This is a genomic window from Robinsoniella peoriensis (genome assembly GCF_000797495.1).
Classification (GTDB): domain Bacteria; phylum Bacillota; class Clostridia; order Lachnospirales; family Lachnospiraceae; genus Robinsoniella; species Robinsoniella peoriensis.
Genome location: NZ_JTGN01000003.1, coordinates 283,982 through 300,352 on the forward strand (window position 1 = coordinate 283,982; position 16,371 = coordinate 300,352).

The 16,371-nt window shown below is 41.5% G+C and carries 14 protein-coding genes and 1 CRISPR repeat array; all 14 genes read left to right on the forward strand.

Annotated features, from left to right (window positions below; translation table 11 throughout):
* Positions 1 to 564: 564 nt before the first annotated feature.
* Complete coding sequence (locus QR40_RS07760) at positions 565 to 837, forward strand: DUF4357 domain-containing protein (RefSeq protein WP_081998819.1); 273 nt, start codon at positions 565 to 567, stop codon at positions 835 to 837.
* 282 nt (positions 838 to 1,119) lie between these two features.
* Positions 1,120 to 1,878, forward strand: a complete 759-nt coding sequence (locus tag QR40_RS07765; RefSeq protein ID WP_044294231.1) for a GntR family transcriptional regulator — start codon at positions 1,120 to 1,122, stop codon at positions 1,876 to 1,878.
* Positions 1,879 to 2,168: 290 nt separating this feature from the next.
* On the forward strand, positions 2,169 to 2,927 hold the full coding sequence (locus QR40_RS07770; protein ID WP_044289237.1) for a GntR family transcriptional regulator: 759 nt from the start codon (positions 2,169 to 2,171) through the stop codon (positions 2,925 to 2,927).
* Between the two features lie 21 nt (positions 2,928 to 2,948).
* Positions 2,949 to 4,211 (forward strand): BMP family lipoprotein, encoded by a 1,263-nt coding sequence (locus QR40_RS07775; protein ID WP_027293189.1) that lies wholly within the window; start codon positions 2,949 to 2,951, stop codon positions 4,209 to 4,211.
* A 65-nt stretch (positions 4,212 to 4,276) separates the two neighbouring features.
* Complete coding sequence (locus tag QR40_RS07780) at positions 4,277 to 5,821, forward strand: ABC transporter ATP-binding protein (RefSeq protein WP_027293190.1); 1,545 nt, start codon at positions 4,277 to 4,279, stop codon at positions 5,819 to 5,821.
* Positions 5,818 to 6,900, forward strand: coding sequence for an ABC transporter permease (locus QR40_RS07785; RefSeq protein WP_027293191.1), 1,083 nt, complete (start codon positions 5,818 to 5,820; stop codon positions 6,898 to 6,900). Before QR40_RS07780 ends, QR40_RS07785 begins: the two co-directional genes overlap by 4 nt.
* A complete protein-coding gene (locus QR40_RS07790; protein WP_044294232.1) occupies positions 6,897 to 7,805 on the forward strand; it encodes an ABC transporter permease in 909 nt (302 codons plus the stop codon). The genes QR40_RS07785 and QR40_RS07790 overlap by 4 nt, the downstream gene beginning before the upstream one ends.
* 18 nt (positions 7,806 to 7,823) lie before the next feature.
* Positions 7,824 to 8,438, forward strand: coding sequence for a cysteine hydrolase family protein (locus QR40_RS07795; protein WP_330373690.1), 615 nt, complete (start codon positions 7,824 to 7,826; stop codon positions 8,436 to 8,438).
* Positions 8,439 to 8,441: 3 nt separating this feature from the next.
* On the forward strand, positions 8,442 to 9,392 hold the full coding sequence (locus QR40_RS07800) for a carbohydrate kinase family protein (RefSeq protein ID WP_044294233.1): 951 nt from the start codon (positions 8,442 to 8,444) through the stop codon (positions 9,390 to 9,392).
* Between the two features lie 87 nt (positions 9,393 to 9,479).
* Positions 9,480 to 10,250, forward strand: a complete 771-nt coding sequence (locus tag QR40_RS07805; RefSeq protein WP_027293195.1) for a nucleoside phosphorylase — start codon at positions 9,480 to 9,482, stop codon at positions 10,248 to 10,250.
* A 21-nt stretch (positions 10,251 to 10,271) separates the two neighbouring features.
* Positions 10,272 to 11,069 carry a BtpA/SgcQ family protein gene (locus tag QR40_RS07810; protein ID WP_027293196.1) on the forward strand — a complete coding sequence of 266 codons (798 nt, stop codon included), beginning with the start codon at positions 10,272 to 10,274 and terminating at the stop codon, positions 11,067 to 11,069.
* Between the two features lie 126 nt (positions 11,070 to 11,195).
* Positions 11,196 to 12,344, forward strand: a complete 1,149-nt coding sequence (locus QR40_RS07815) for an iron-containing alcohol dehydrogenase (RefSeq protein WP_044294234.1) — start codon at positions 11,196 to 11,198, stop codon at positions 12,342 to 12,344.
* A 4-nt stretch (positions 12,345 to 12,348) separates the two neighbouring features.
* Positions 12,349 to 13,062: a tryptophan synthase subunit alpha gene (locus QR40_RS07820; protein WP_044294235.1), complete on the forward strand. Its 714-nt coding sequence runs from the start codon at positions 12,349 to 12,351 to the stop codon at positions 13,060 to 13,062.
* A 77-nt stretch (positions 13,063 to 13,139) separates the two neighbouring features.
* Complete coding sequence (locus QR40_RS30555; RefSeq protein WP_044289238.1) at positions 13,140 to 13,604, forward strand: VOC family protein; 465 nt, start codon at positions 13,140 to 13,142, stop codon at positions 13,602 to 13,604.
* A gap of 763 nt (positions 13,605 to 14,367) precedes the next feature.
* A CRISPR array of direct repeats spans positions 14,368 to 16,355; the repeat unit is 30 nt; unit sequence GATTAATATCAATATAGGATATATTGAAAC.
* Positions 16,356 to 16,371: the final 16 nt, after the last annotated feature.

The window sequence follows — 16,371 nt, forward strand, 5'->3', positions numbered from 1 at the left end:
GTGCTCCTTTCTTCTTTATGGCCTGAGTATAGCCCTGTACGTAACGTGCATGTCAAGGGAAAAGTAGAAATAGACCCTATTTTCTAATATGTTCTTGCAGGAAACGTGGTATGGTTCAATATTACAATACACTTGATGATATTTCAATGAATGTTTGCAGGGCGTACAGATGGCAGGATTATTTCACAAATCAAAGACATGGATGTGGATAAGTTCATGTTGTGTTTATTTTATTGTGGAGAAAAGAAAATGGACGTGGTAGAATTAAGAATAAGCATAATAATTTTTATAATCGGTAGTAACATTACCTTTAAAGAGAAAGGATATAACAAATGTCAGCACAACTTATTCGTATGTTTTTATTAGATGGAAACGCAGAAGGGATTAAAACATTAGAGATATCAAATCGGACTATATATGCTACGATGCTCCCACGCCCACTATTTTCCCAGTACAAACAGCGCAGAGAATACAAACGCCCAGGCGTATATGTACTGATGGGGAAGGGGAGTAATGAGGAACCTCTTATATACATTGGAGAAGGGGATCCGGTAGGGGACAGAATTGAAAGACTTGTTGGCAAAATTATATGAGCACAATTCTGCGGGAAATTGGGTGAGAAATAACCGCAGAAAACTTATAGAAAGAGGCATTTTAGTAGATGAGGGACAAGGTGTATTGAAATTACTGGCTGATATTGAATTCGATAGTCCATCAGGTGCTGCAGTAGTGATAACAGGTGGAAATGTAAATGGGCATACAGCCTGGAAATGCCAGGGTAAGTCACTTGCGGATATTGAGGTGGAGGAGTCATTGGAGAGTGATGAAGAAAATTAAGATTGCCACTTCCCTATGCCTATGCTAGACTGTTCTCAGAATCTCAAAGGCAAACACCCCGCCACAAGCAACAGGGCATCAAGCTTGCAGCGTCATGAGGGCGGGGTATTTGAACCTCGCAGCAGCCGCCAGATGGACATGCCAGCATGCCTGTTTGGCTCGTTGCACGCGGGAATAAGCAGCGCACATAACTATATATCGGGACACAAATAGATTCAGTTTTCTACATAAATAGAAGCTACAAAATTATCACCTAAAATAGCAAGAAAAGGGAGCAACGAGATGGAAGAAAAAGCGCCAAAATACTATCTGATTAAAAAGGATATTATCAAGAAAATCGAAGCAGAGGATTACACGGCCGGAGAGACGATCCCCAGCGAGCGGGAGCTGATGGACCTCTATAAAGTGAGCCGGATTACTATCCGCAAAGCAGTGGATGAACTGGTGATGGAGGGATATCTCTATAAGGTACAGGGCAAGGGAACCTATGTGAAAACGGATGAGAACAGCCATGATCTGTTTGCCATTACCAGCTGCACGGAAGATGTTATTAAGATGGGGCTGACGCCTACGAAGAAAGTGATTGTATCCCAGGTGGTTCCGGCTGATGTCAGCCGCGCGAAAGCGCTTGGGCTGCAGCCGGGGGAAAATGTATTTCGGCTGGGAAGGATTCTTTATGCAGGAGATGAACCGCTGAATTATACCGTTACTTCATTGCCTTATCATTTGTTTCCCCATATTGAACGGCATGATTATGCCAGGGAATCCCTGTATCAAACGCTGGAAACGGAGTTTGGGGTGACTTTGTGTAAGGCAAGGAGAACGATTGAAGCGGTATTGGCAACCGATGAAATTGCAGAATATCTGGATATTGAAGAGGGAATGCCATTGATCAAATTTGGTTGTACAACTTATGGCAGGCTGGCTGGAAATGAGCAAGAAGAGATTCCGGTTGAGCGTTTTCACTGCTATTACCGGACGGATAAATATAAGTTTTATATTGACCAGGTCGTTCCGGGAACAGATCTCCGGAGAAAGTAGTACCAGTTTCAAAGAGCATGTCCCTTAAATGGGGGGGTATTATCGTAAAATCTAAGCATACCAGTTTTCAGAAGTCAAAAACAGAATCTGAAAACTGGTATTTTTGTCTAAATTTTTCTATCCATTTCATAGAAAATCCGCATCTAATTTTATCACTAATTACCAAAAATGAGAAAAATAAAGTGAATATATTGACAAATAATTAAAAAAGAGTAAGATAAACACATAACTGGTTATGACGACATAACGACATAATAAGATGACGGGAGATACCGGGAAAGAGAGGAGAGATGGAAGAAGAACACATACCAAAATATTTTTCCCTGAAGAGGGATATTATCCGCAAAATCGAAATGGAGGAATTCACAGGCGACATGCCAATATTGAGTGAGCGGGAGATGATGGAACTTTATCAGGTAAGCCGGATTACGGTCCGAAAGGCGATTGATGAACTGGTGAAAGAAGGTTACCTCTATAAAGTTCAGGGAAAAGGGACTTATGTAAAATCAGATGAGAACAGCCAGGATTTATTTGCCATTACCAGCTGTACGGAAGATGTTCAGCGGCTGGGGCTTACCCCTACTAAGAAAATGATTATTGCAGAATATATTCAGGCGGACAGTAAGAGGGCAAAGAAATTACATATTACCGTTGATGACAGGGTGTTCTGTATGGGACGAGTCCTGTATGCACAGGGAGAGCCGTTAAATTATACCATCACGTATCTGCCGGAGAAGCTTTTCAGTGGCATTGACCGACATGATTTTATTAATGAGTCTCTATACAATGTGATTCCAAAAGAGTATGGAATCCGGATTACAAAAGCAAGAAGAACTATTGAAGCCGTTCTGGCAAGGGATGATATTGCAGACTATCTGGAAATTGAAGAAGGAATGCCAATTATTTTATTTGGATGCACCACCTATGGCATCGTAAATGGAGCTGAAATCCCCATTGAATATTTTAAATGTTACTATAGAACGGATAAGTTTAAATTTTCCATCAACCAGGTGACTGAGAAGAAAACGGCATCGGTACAGGAAAATTAGTAAAAACAGGAGGAAGCAAGAATGAAAAAAAGTTTTAAGAAGTTATTGGGAGCAGCACTGGCAATTGTTTTGACGGCGGGGGCTCTGGCGGGATGCGGAGAAAATGCCGCAATCAAAAACACAGAGAAGAGTACGGCAAAAGAATCAGCGGCGGCGAAAGGGGAAGAGACAGGAAATGATTCAGATGGAAATCAAAACACAAGTGCAAACAGTGATTTGAAAATTGCAATTATATGCTCGAATTCCGGACAAAATGATAATGGGTATAATCAGTCAGCATGTACGGAAGGCAAGGCCATTGCTCAGGAGCTGGGAGCGGAGTGTAAAATTGTTGAACCGGTAAACGGTGTGCCTTCTGCACTGGAAGCACTTGCGGAAGATGGATATAATCTGATTTTCAGCCTGGAATACGACTTTGATGCATTAGTAAAAGGTGTGGGAGGGGCAAAGCCAATCGCAGAGCAGTATCCGGATACCTGGTTTGTGGTTTTCAACGATAACCCGAATCGGAAAGAAGATGGAAGCACACTGCATAACAATGTTATTTCCGTTCTGTTTGATGTACATGAAGCTTCTTATCTGGCAGGTTATCTGTCTGTTTATATGAATGAAAATGCAGACAAGCTGTTCCCGGAAGGATATTCCATGACTCCGGCTGATAAATCCAGAGGAATCGGTTTTATCGGCGGAACAAATTCAAACGGCATTCTGGTATATTCCTATGGATTCATTCAGGGTATTAACAAAGCTGCAGAAGAGCTGGGTGTGGATTACGATTATTATGCAAAATATGACGCAGGATTTACCGATCCGGCACTTGGAAGTACGGTTGCTGGAACCTTCTATGAAAGCGGTGCGAATGTAGTATTTGCAGACGCAGGTGTGGTTGGAGACGGCATCACTTCTAAGGCGAAGGAAGTTGGCAAAATTGCAATCCAGACGGATGCGAATCTGGATGACCAGCAGCCGGGACATGTGCTGACCAGCGTATTAAAGATCACCGGAGTTCCGGTTAAGATTATTACACAGGCTTATGCAGACGGGAAAATTGCGGATATGGATAAAGAGCAGAGTTATAACCTGGCTTCCGGAGCAACCGGTATCACAGATCTGGCTGAGATGAGCAAGCATGTGGCAGATACCGCTGTATGGGATGAAATAAAAACGAAAACAAATGAAGTAAGCCAGCAGATCCAGGATGGCAAGATCGATGTGGTGAACAAACAGATCGGAGAAGAATTTGATCCGGCAACCTGCCCGCATGTAAATATTAAAACCGAGTAAATGAAAAAGCCTCAGAGCGTGTTTAACTCCAGATGAGGTATTCCAGAAACAAAGGAGCAGAGTAGATGAGTATCATACAAACAATCGACCTAACAAAGAAGTTTGATGCTTTTACAGCGAATGACAAGATCAATATATCCGTGGAACCCAAAGAGATTAAATGTATCGTAGGGGAGAATGGTGCCGGGAAATCAACCCTGATGAATATGCTCTACGGTGCACTCCGGCCTTCCAGCGGGAAGATCCTAATAGACGGACAGGATGTTAATTTTAAAAATCCCACCGATGCCATAGGTCACGGTATCGGCATGGTGCACCAGCATTTTAAGCTGGTGCCAAGCCTGACCGTCTATGAAAATATTTTGCTTGGAAGTGAAATCAATAAGAAGTGGAAAGGGAGAAAAAGCCCGTTTATTGATCGTAACACAGAGATTGCAAAAGTAAAGGAATTAATTGAGGAATATCATTTCCAGATTGACCCGCTGGAAAAGGTAGAAAATCTTTCGGTAGGACTGTGCCAGCAGGTTGAAATACTGAAGATGCTGTACAGGAATGTCCGGATACTGATTTTGGATGAGCCTACCGCTGTGCTTACTCCTCAGGAAGTAGACCGTCTGATGGAAAATTTAAAAGAGCTTCGGAAAAATGGAAAAACCATTATTGTTATTACCCATAAATTAAGAGAAGTCATGGAGCTGAGCGACAGTGTCACCGTCATCAAGCAGGGGAAAGTAATTGGGAATGTGAAAACGGCTGATACCAATGAACAGGAGCTGGCGCAGATGATGGTAGGCAGAGATGTTGTTTTAACCGTCAGCAATGAAAATGCCGCTCCCTGCAGCTGCGAAACGGCATACTGTGTCAAAGACCTGTGTACCACAAATGCAGAACAAAAAGAAATTCTTCACAATATTAATTTAGAAGTACATAAAGGGGAAATTTTAGGAATTGCCGGAGTAGAGGGAAACGGACAAAGTGAGCTGATAAAGGTTCTTACCGGGCTTATGGCGTCTACAAAAGGAAGTGTGCGTTTATGTGAAATGGATGTGACCAATGCCTGGCCGGACGAACTTCGCAAAAAGGGTCTGGGCATCATTCCGGAAGACCGTTATGCGCAGGGATTGTGCCGGGATATGAGTATCGGGGAAAACTGTATCGCCGGATACTTTGGAAACCATGGAGTCTGTAAATGCGGTGTGCTGCGTGGTAAAGAGATCACGCGCCTGACCGGAGAATATATCGAAAAGTACGATATCCGTGTAGCCGATCCGGAGGGAGAGATCTCCCAGCTTTCCGGAGGGAATGCACAAAAGGTAATCATAGCCCGGGAATTTGAGAATCATCCGAAAGTGATTATTGCCTGCCAGCCAACCAGAGGGGTGGATATTGGTTCCATTGAGTTTATTCACACCCAGCTGCTCAAATTTAGGAATGAAGGAAATTCGGTACTTCTTATTTCCAGTGAGCTTTCCGAAATTATGAGTCTCTCAGACAGGATTGCCGTTATGTACAAAGGAGAAATCATAGGAGTTGCATCACCGGATGTGCCTGTGGAGAAAATCGGTCTGCTGATGGCAGGTGCAAAACCGGATGAGGGGAGAACAGCATGAATAAAAGAGAGAAAAAAATATCTATATTTCCCAAGATTGTAAATACACTTTTACCTGTTCTGCTGGCATTTGGCATCGGCGGCGTGATCATTGCAGCAATTGGAGAAAATCCATTTGAAGTCTATGGAATCATGCTTGGAAAATCACTGTTTACAGCAAAGGGATTCAGTAATACGCTGCATTATGCTTCCCCGTTGATTCTCACGGGACTGGCAATTGCGATTACCTTTAAAGCAAATATATTTAACATGGGTGTGGAAGGACAGCTCCTTTTGGGCGGATTCTTTTCCGGAATTGCAGGTGCAATGATTTCCATAGGAAGCCCGTTTTGGCACAAAGTAATCTGTATGCTGGTGGGAATGCTTTTCGGTGTTCTATTTGCCCTGATACCCGCATTGCTAAAAGCATATTTTCATGTAGATGAAATGGTTGTAACACTGACCTTAAACTATGCGATGATTAAAATTCTGGAGTATTTGTCTTCAGGTCCATTCCGGGAAGACGGGGCTGGGTATGTTTGTACACCCACCATTAAGGAAACAGCCATGTTTTCCAGGCTTGGGGATTCCAAGATGACTCTGTTTTTCTTTATTGCTCTGGCGGTGCTGCTTGTCATGGCATTTGTCATGAAGAAAACAAAGCTTGGATACGAAGTCACGGCAATTGGAAAGAATCCGGAGTTTTCAGAAGCATCCGGTATACGTGTCCGTAAAAAAATTATTATCCTCATGTGTCTGAGCGGTGCCCTTGCCGGTCTTGCGGGTTCCGGGCAGATGATGAGTGAAGCATTTAAATATACGCTGACATTTTCCGGAACAACTGGCCTTGGCTGGGATGGTATGCTGATTGCCCTTTTGGGACGACACAATCCCTTCGGCATCCTGCTGGCGGCTATTTTCTACAGCGGATTAAAAACAGGGGCTGACAATATCAACATGTATACTGCAGTACCTAAAGAAATTGTAGGAGTGCTGCAGGGATTGATCATTTTATTCCTGGCAGTTCGGTTCTTCAATGAAAAATATGGTTTTATCGAACACTATAAAATGTGGAAAGAGAACAGGAGGGCAGCAGAATGAATTTTCTAGGAAATATTTTATACGATTCCGTATATCATGCAACGCCTATACTTCTGTGTGTTCTGGGCGGGATCTTTGCCTATAAGGCTAATGTTTTAAATATCGCACTGGAAGGTATCATGCTTGCAGGTGCATTTGTTTCCCTTCTGGTTTCCTATTTAACCGGAAACATAGTACTGGGTTATGTAACGGCTCTTGTTGTCTGCATCCTGATTGGACTGGTCTTCTCTTTTATGACGGTAACCTGGAAGGGCAATGTAATCGTTGTAGGCCTTGCCATCAACATGCTGGTTCCTGCAGTGGCAGGATTTGTACTTCAGTATATGCAGTCTGCAAACATTACGCTGACCTGGAAAAATGTAGCGGATTTTAAAGTCCACATTCCTGTCATTGATAAGATTCCGATTCTCGGGGACATTTTAAGCGGGCATACGCCTATAACTTATCTGGCATTTATCGGAATCGGGCTGATCTGGCTTTTAATGTACCGTACAAAGTTTGGTATCTATGTAAGAGTAGTCGGGGAAAATGAAGATGCAGCCAGAAATATGGGCTTAAATACGAATAAATACCGCTATCTGGCAATTCTGTTAGGAGCATTCTGCTGCTCACTTGCGGGTATAAACCTGGCATTAGAGCGTATGGTTCTATTTACCAATAATATGACAGCCGGCCGTGGATTTATTGCCATTGCAGCAATCTACTGCGGACAGGGAGATCCTGTTTCCAGTGCTCTTTACGCCATCGTATTCGGTGCAGCCAGAGCGCTTGCGGTAAATATGGGACTCTATGCGGGACCGGCAGCAGCACTGTTTGATGTAGTACCTTATGTGGTAATGAGTATCGTATTAACCATTGTTTCTATGCTGAAATACAGAAATAACAAGGTGAGGGGATTTCATTGATTTTAAGATTGCAGGTGGATGATATGGATTTTCAAATATGCCCCTAAGAGAAAGGAATATGCAGCGATGAGTGAAACGGCTTTATTGATTGTAGATATGGTGAAAGATTTTACCGATGCAAATGGATTGGTTTTCTATCCGCAGAACCGGGAGATTTTGCCCAAAATAAAGGAAGTTCTGGATAAATGCAGGGAAAAAGGAGTACTGATCGTGTTCTTACAGCATTGCAACCGGAAAGGTAAATTTGACAGAAAAGCAGCATCCATGCGCCCCAACTGCATTGAAGGCAGCGGAGGAGAGGAAATTGATCCGATGCTGGAAGTAGATGAGGAAAAGGACTATGTGATTAAAAAGCGCAGGTATAGCGGCTTCTTTGGAACTGATCTGGATCTGGTGCTTCGTGAAAATGACGTTAAGAATGTGGTTATTGTGGGAACGAAGACAAACTGCTGTATCCGTGCAACTGTTACCGATGCGTTTTATCTGGATTACAATAGCTATGTAGTTTCAGACTGTGTGGCAACCAATTCCCAGGTTGTGAATCAGGTGCACCTGGAGGATATCAATAAATATCTGGGGAAAGTAGTGGACAGGGAGACACTGTTTCAAATGCTGGACAGGGGGGAGTTGTAGAGCATGGGTGAGTTTGAAGTTTTAACCAGCGGCTATGTGAGCATGGATCACATTATTAAAATCGCTTCGCCGGCGACGATTGGCTGTACATCCCTGGTGACGAATAAAAATAATGTACAGATATATTATGGAGGCTGTTCCGTCAACATCGCCTATGGGCTGAATCGGCTGGGGATCAATACGCTGCCGGTGTTAAGAGTGGGCGGGGATTATGAAGCAAATGGATTTAAGCGTTTTCTGGAAGCGGGAAACGTTCCGCTGGATGGGATACGGGTCATTGAAGAAGAGGCAACCTCAGTGTGCTACTTATTACAGGATAATAATAATGACCATATTACTATTTTTTATCCCGGTGCTATGGACAGCAAATATGCCGGTCCAATCGATGGCAGCTTATTTGAGGGAGCCAGACTTGGCGTCATTACGGTGGCGGCAAGAGAAGACAATGAGATGTTCTATCAGCAGTGTTTAGCCCATGAAGTGCCTGTGGTATTTGGCATGAAAGACGATTTCGATGCATTTCCGGAAGTATTTTTAAAGACGCTTCTAACGGGAAGTAAAATTATTTTTACCAATGAAGTGGAACGGGAAATGATTGAAAAAATATATGGGTTTCATGATATTACGAAGCTTTTTGAAATCGGTAAGGCAGATGTGATTGTAACCACTATGGGGAAAGACGGAAGCATCTGTTATGAGAGAACCCCGGAAGGAATCCGCACCCGGAAAATCGGTATTTGTGAGGCAGAGCATATCGTAGATGCTACAGGTTCCGGGGATGCTTATATGGCGGGATTTCTCTATGGGTATTTAAGAGGGATGGAGAGTGTGGAGTGCTGCAGGCTTGGCAGCGTGCTGTCCTGGTTTGTTCTGCAGGCGGAAGGCTGCTGCACAAATCTGCCAACGCAAGAGCAGTTTCTTAAAAAGTATCGGGAGATTCGTGAGAAAGAATAATAAAAGAACTTACGCGTGAATGTAAGAAAGCAGTAACGCAAGAATATCAAAAGCATGATCAATGGAACAAGCAAAAGGAGGTAGTAAATGAGCACATTATACTTAGGAGCGGACCGTTCTAATATTGCAAAATACGTATTGTTTTCCGGGGATCCCTGGAGAGTGGATGTATTGAAGCAGTATCTTGAGGAACCGGTACATGTGGCATTCCAGAGGGAATTTAATACATATACAGGTATTTATAAGGGGGTTATGGTAACGGTAACTTCTACCGGAATTGGTGCACCATCAGCGGCAATTGCCCTGGAAGAAATGTATGAAGCAGGCATGGAAGTAGCAGTCCGAATGGGAACCGTAATGGGACTGCAGGATGATTTGCTGGGGAAATTTATTATCCCTGTTGCAGCTATGAGAAGAGAGAGCACCAGTCTGACTTATGTAGAAGAGTCTTATCCGGCAGTAGCGGATATTGAACTGGTCAATGCAATGAATGAAACTGTGACCCGGATGGGAGCAAAATATGTCAATGGCATCAACTGTACGATGGATGGATTTTACAGTCAGATGCATGACTCCAGGTTTTCTCTGGAAACAGGCAGGGATATGTCAGAAACCTTCCGGGAACTTAAGAAATTAAAGGTAACCGGTATCGACATGGAGTCCTCCTGCCTGCTGACAGTTGGAAGGCTGATGGGAGTTAAAACCTGTATTGTAACCATGACTACCGTATTAGAAAACTTAAAGGAAACATTGCAGGGACAGGCCAGAAAAGATGCGGAGGATCTGCTTTGCAGAACCGTACTGGAAGGAATATACCAGTATGACCAGAATCAGAAATGTAGTATGCAGAATGAATGATAAAGAAAGGAAGTTTGCAAAATGAATGATAAACAGATATTTACAACCAATACAAAGACAGTAATCGGTATGGTACACTGCCTGCCCCTTCCGGGGACAGCGGGATTTGGAGGCGATTATGAGCAGATTTTAAAACGAGCCGTTGAAGATGCAGTGACTTTGGAAAAAGCAGGTGTGGATGCAGTGATTGTGGAAAATATGGGTGACACTCCATTTAGTGCACTGCTGAATACTGCACAGATAGCAGCATTATCGGCAGCGGCAATGGAAGTGCGCAGAGCAGTAAACATACCAATTGGTATTGATGCAGCGTTTAATGACTGCAAGGCTTCCCTGGCAATTGCCGGAATCACAGGTGCTGATTTTGTTCGTGTTCCGGTATTTGTGGATACGGTGGTGTTTACAGATGGATACATTATGCCTTGTGCTAAAGAATGCATGGAATACAGAAAGCAGTTGAACCTGTCCCATGTTAAAATCCTGGCGGATGTTCAGGTAAAACATGCCCATATGCTGCTCCCCCATATTGCTGTGGAACAGTCGGCAAAAGAGGCAGCGGCTAACGGTGCCGATGCAATTATTGTGACCGGCAGTGAAATCGGTGTGGAAACGCCAATTGATATGATCGCCAGGGTGAAAAGAGCGGTATCACTTCCTGTTTTTGCGGGAAGCGGCGTAAATGCTTCTAATATCAGCGAACAGATGCAGACGGCAGACGGTGCCATCATAGGTTCCAGCCTGAAAAAAGAAGGGATTCTTACAAATCCCATTGATTATGAATTGGTGCGGGAAGTGATTGAAGGGTTAGGGAGTGTTTGATAAATCATTCCCGCCAGCTGCACGCCCCGCTTCCCTGGAAATCAGCAAAGCCGTCTGCGGCGAAATAATAGAAACTGACAGAGATAAAAAACAGAATTTAATAAGTATAAAGTGAGGTAATGAAAAATGATGAGACCTATGAAATTAGCCGGAAGCCAGCTCCTGTTCGGAGAGGGCTGTCTGGAACACATAAGAACACTGGCGTATAAACGAGTTGCAATTGTGCTTGGAGGCTCCAGTATGCATAAAAGTGGAATGATGGATAAGGTAAAAAGATTATTTGAGGAGAGCGGGGCGGTTGTTTCCAGTATCGAAGGTGTGGAGCCGGATCCGACTTTTGCCACAGTGTTAAGAGGCGCTAAGGAAATGCAGGCTGCAGAACCGGATCTGATTGTAGCTTTGGGAGGCGGATCCGTTATGGATGCTGCCAAAACCATGTGGATTTACTATGAAAATCCACAGCTTCAGAACCTGGAAGATGTATTGCCTCCCAATCCATTTCCACAGCTCAGGACGAAAGCACATTTCTGTTGTATTCCATCTACTGCCGGCACAGCTAGTGAGGTTTCCCGCTCTGTTGTAATCTCCGATAATGAGACGGGAATGAAACATGGAATTGGAAATATGGAAATGATGCCGGATATTGCGATCTGCGATCCAGTGGTCACTGTTTCCATGCCGCCGCGCATAACGGCAGAGACCGGTATGGATGCTCTGACCCATGCAGTTGAAGCGTTGGTTTCCACCAGGGCAAATTATATCGGTGATGTTCTGGCTACCCAGGCAGCATTAGATATTATCGAATATTTACCGCAGGCATATGAAAATGGCCAGGATTTGTCAGTCAGGGAAAAGATGTTAAATGCTTCTATGGCAGCAGGCATTGCATTTACAAATGTTTCCCTTGGTATTGTACATTCTATGGCACATACCCTGGGCGGATTCTTTCACGTCCCTCACGGATTGGGAGATGCTATGCTCTTACCTTATGTGATCCGTTTCAACAGCCAGGATGAAAGAGCTGAAAAGATTTACAACGACCTTGCTCGCAAAGCCGGAGGAGAGAATCTGGCAGATATGATTGCAGGGCTTAATGAACAGCTTCATATTCCTGTATGCTTCCGGGAAATCATAGAGGATGAGGAAAAGTATAACAGTCTGTTAGATGAAATGGCAAAGGCCGCAATGGAAGATGGCTGTACTAAAACCAATCCGGTCATTCCGGCATTAGGACAGTTTGTAGAATTATTCAAGAAGGCATATAAAGGAGAATAGAGTTATGGAGATTATTTGTTACTTATCAAACGGTTACCCAACATTGGAACACAGCTATGAAATGGCAATTGAATATGCAGATGCCGGATGCGGTATGATTGAAATTGATTTTCCCTCTAGGGATCCGTATCTGGAAGGTGAATACATAGCAGGGAGAATGGCAAAGGCTCTGGAAGTATGCGACGACTATGACAAATACATGGACAGCATTATAGCAGTGCAAAAAAGGCTTCCTGGTGTCCAGCTGCTGGTATTAGCTTATGAAAATACCGTTGAGGAAATCGGCGCCGATAAATTCATCCGTTTCTGTCTCGACAACAATTTAAAAGATATTCTGCTGGTGGGACTAAAGGATAATGCAATTAAAGACAAATTTATGGAAGCAGGACTTAGGGTATCCTGCTACGTTCAATACCACATGCTTCCGGAAGAAATTGAGATGGCGAAAAAGTCGAATGGATTTGTCTATATGCAGGCGAAACCCACCGGAAATGTCAATCCGAAATATCCATTGCTTTCTGACTGCATAGCGCACCTGCGTGCCTGCGGAATTGAGAGTCCGATCTACTGTGGTGTAGGCGTACATGCGCCGGAAGACGTGAAAATGGTAAAAGAAGCCGGGGGAGATGCGGCATTTGTGGGAAGTACAATTTTAAAACTCCATGAAGATATTCCGGCACTGAAAGAAATGATTGGTAAGTTTGCGGCACAGTGTTAACTGGTTTTGTTTCACAAGTAAAATAGATTGGAATTGCATGCTGCGGCGGCAGGTCTGGTAAAGGAAAGGAGAGAATTATGAAGCAGGCAGGAACTGCCCAGAGCATTTCGATTATTACTCTGGGAGTGGAAGATGTAGAACGTTCGATTGCATTTTATGAAACACTGGGATGGGAGCTTTCTCCGGATTCTGATCCGAAGATGTGTACCTTTATGCTGACCAGCAATATCGTATTGGGATTGGTCCCGTATGACTTCCTGGCTAAAGACGCACAACTTCCCGTGTCACCTAAGAAACCATATAATGGGTTCACACTGGCGATAAACGGTTCAGATAAAGAAGAAGTAGATGCTTTATTTGCGGCGGCCTTGAAAGCGGGAGGAAGTTCACACCAGGAACCACAGTGGAAAGATTGGGGAGGCTATGACGGATATTCCGGTTATTTCCTGGACCCTGACGGATATCCATGGGAAGTTGCTTATGCACCATTTTTGCGACTTTCGGAAGATAGAAGGCTGTTACCGAAGACAAAGGGCGAATGAAAATGATATGTGAAAGAATATAAGTAGCGAAATACAAGACCGAAAAACAGAACCGAAGAACAGGGCCGAAAAGCCATTCTGAGATGAATACCGAAAAGCAATACTGAAAAGCAATACTGAAATGCAGCTATAAAATTCATCTAATAAAAAAATTATAGATATAGCACGGAATATACGGGTTCTTATATTCCGTGCTATATTTCCTGCATTCATTTGCTATAATAAAATATTATAAAAATGGATATAAAAATATGTGGAAATTATTGTATGAAGAATATCTATCTTTATGGTCTGAGGCAGAATTCATCTGTTGGAATGAAACAATATCTTATTTGACACAGTAAGATAATATTATTTACCGGATTTTTTCACTCTATGCAAAGGAGGAAGGACCACATATGAAAATTTATACCAGGCTTTTTCAAAATATTGTGATAATATTTCTAGTCAGTTAAATTTATGCGGGCTTTCCTTAGGGGCAGTGATGGTACTAAATTATAAAAAATACACTTCAAATTGGCAGAGTAATTATAAAAAAGGGGTCAGGGATTGTGAAGCAGATAGTTTTAGAACTTCAAAGAGTAATAAATTTACCAGGCGGTGTATTTGTGTTTTAGGAATAAAGCCTTATTTTATATAGGAAAATGGGGGAGGATGCGGGGATAGTAAAAAATTTTGTCTTGCTTGGTAAAAAATGAGAAAAACCTTGATTTAGTGGGGGTTTTAGGATATAGTGGTAAGAAAGAAGGCGGGAAATGCGTTGGATTAATATCAATATAGGATATATTGAAACCAGAGCCAGACAATCTATAAAGTTATGGGCTTTACGATTAATATCAATATAGGATATATTGAAACTATTTGTATAAAAGCAACTCCAATCTATAGGATTAATGATTAATATCAATATAGGATATATTGAAACCGGACTTTTAAACTGCTTCGGAATTCTTCGAAGACCGATTAATATCAATATAGGATATATTGAAACTTTAATTTATCAATACTGTCAAAAGAGTCAACAAGATTAATATCAATATAGGATATATTGAAACTTTGATACGCACGTGTACGGTGATCTGGAGTCTTTGATTAATATCAATATAGGATATATTGAAACTAATGTCCAATCCGGGGAATCCCTCAGAGCGCAGATGATTAATATCAATATAGGATATATTGAAACGACAGTGCGTTGATTGCTATTTTTGGAAATCTGCGATTAATATCAATATAGGATATATTGAAACCAGGTCATTGAGAAAATTATTGATGATAATGGGGTGATTAATATCAATATAGGATATATTGAAACATGTACCGGGCAGGCTGCACAGCCATATATGTATCCGATTAATATCAATATAGGATATATTGAAACTCTGTTGGGTCTGAGAACTGCATCTTCGGATAGAATGATTAATATCAATATAGGATATATTGAAACGAAATATTCTCTAATATACTTAACAGTTCGTTGCAGATTAATATCAATATAGGATATATTGAAACGGCTTGGAATCCCTTGCAACGTCGATCTGTTCCTCGATTAATATCAATATAGGATATATTGAAACTACAGGACGTTTATGTTTCCTATTGTAATTCCCGCCGATTAATATCAATATAGGATATATTGAAACTGTTTTCCTTCTTTGATGATCCATTCGTCTGAATCGGATTAATATCAATATAGGATATATTGAAACGCGCTTGAACCGGCTGTGTTGAAAGTAAAAACAGTAGATTAATATCAATATAGGATATATTGAAACGAAGAAGAAGTTTTAGAACTTGCAGATGCTATCCGATTAATATCAATATAGGATATATTGAAACTTTTTGGAATTAAGTTCTTGCCAACTTTGGGAAAGATTAATATCAATATAGGATATATTGAAACTAGTCACTCACAGGAGTTGGGTAATTTGTAAAATAAGATTAATATCAATATAGGATATATTGAAACTGAAATAGAATCATAGAATTTCCCAGTCTTCCGAGATTAATATCAATATAGGATATATTGAAACTAATATCCAATCCGGGGAATCCCTCAAAGCGCAGTTCGATTAATATCAATATAGGATATATTGAAACAGAACAGGAACATAGATATAATTAAGTTCTCCCATAAGATTAATATCAATATAGGATATATTGAAACGGGGCTTGAATTCCCGTATTTAGGGTATGTAAACGATTAATATCAATATAGGATATATTGAAACAATTCCTTAAACATATCCTCCACATCTTTCTTAACGATTAATATCAATATAGGATATATTGAAACATTGTAAAATATGTACAGTTTAACTCATATCTGAAAGATTAATATCAATATAGGATATATTGAAACTCTGGTCTACCTGGCACGCATAAGTCTCCGTGTGTTGATTAATATCAATATAGGATATATTGAAACTAGATAATCGGAAGCATATGTTCATCGTGATATCCGATTAATATCAATATAGGATATATTGAAACAAAATACTCTTGGCAATCATGTTTGCTACAAAAGGATTAATATCAATATAGGATATATTGAAACCACAGATGAAATGTTATAATATTCTGACTTTCAACGATTAATATCAATATAGGATATATTGAAACATTTCTATACTTGTCTCGTTTCCATTCTCGTCTTGGATTAATATCAATATAGGATATAGTGAAACACGCGAATCATGTAAGGATTGCCCAGGCAAAATCGATTAATATCAATATAAGATATATTGAAACGATATGGAGTGAATGC

What these genes read in the sequence shown, in the direction of transcription:
- QR40_RS07780 (WP_027293190.1), top strand. Translation starts at nt 4,277, where the DNA reads ATGAGTATCATACAAACAATCGACCTAACAAAGAAGTTTGATGCTTTT.
- QR40_RS07805 (WP_027293195.1), top strand. Translation starts at nt 9,480, where the DNA reads ATGAGCACATTATACTTAGGAGCGGACCGTTCTAATATTGCAAAATAC.
- QR40_RS07785 (WP_027293191.1), top strand. Translation starts at nt 5,818, where the DNA reads ATGAATAAAAGAGAGAAAAAAATATCTATATTTCCCAAGATTGTAAAT.
- QR40_RS07815 (WP_044294234.1), top strand. Translation starts at nt 11,196, where the DNA reads ATGATGAGACCTATGAAATTAGCCGGAAGCCAGCTCCTGTTCGGAGAG.
- QR40_RS07820 (WP_044294235.1), top strand. Translation starts at nt 12,349, where the DNA reads ATGGAGATTATTTGTTACTTATCAAACGGTTACCCAACATTGGAACAC.
- QR40_RS07770 (WP_044289237.1), top strand. Translation starts at nt 2,169, where the DNA reads ATGGAAGAAGAACACATACCAAAATATTTTTCCCTGAAGAGGGATATT.
- QR40_RS07775 (WP_027293189.1), top strand. Translation starts at nt 2,949, where the DNA reads ATGAAAAAAAGTTTTAAGAAGTTATTGGGAGCAGCACTGGCAATTGTT.
- QR40_RS07800 (WP_044294233.1), top strand. Translation starts at nt 8,442, where the DNA reads ATGGGTGAGTTTGAAGTTTTAACCAGCGGCTATGTGAGCATGGATCAC.
- QR40_RS07765 (WP_044294231.1), top strand. Translation starts at nt 1,120, where the DNA reads ATGGAAGAAAAAGCGCCAAAATACTATCTGATTAAAAAGGATATTATC.
- QR40_RS07810 (WP_027293196.1), top strand. Translation starts at nt 10,272, where the DNA reads ATGAATGATAAACAGATATTTACAACCAATACAAAGACAGTAATCGGT.
- QR40_RS07795 (WP_330373690.1), top strand. Translation starts at nt 7,824, where the DNA reads ATGATATGGATTTTCAAATATGCCCCTAAGAGAAAGGAATATGCAGCG.
- QR40_RS30555 (WP_044289238.1), top strand. Translation starts at nt 13,140, where the DNA reads ATGAAGCAGGCAGGAACTGCCCAGAGCATTTCGATTATTACTCTGGGA.
- QR40_RS07790 (WP_044294232.1), top strand. Translation starts at nt 6,897, where the DNA reads ATGAATTTTCTAGGAAATATTTTATACGATTCCGTATATCATGCAACG.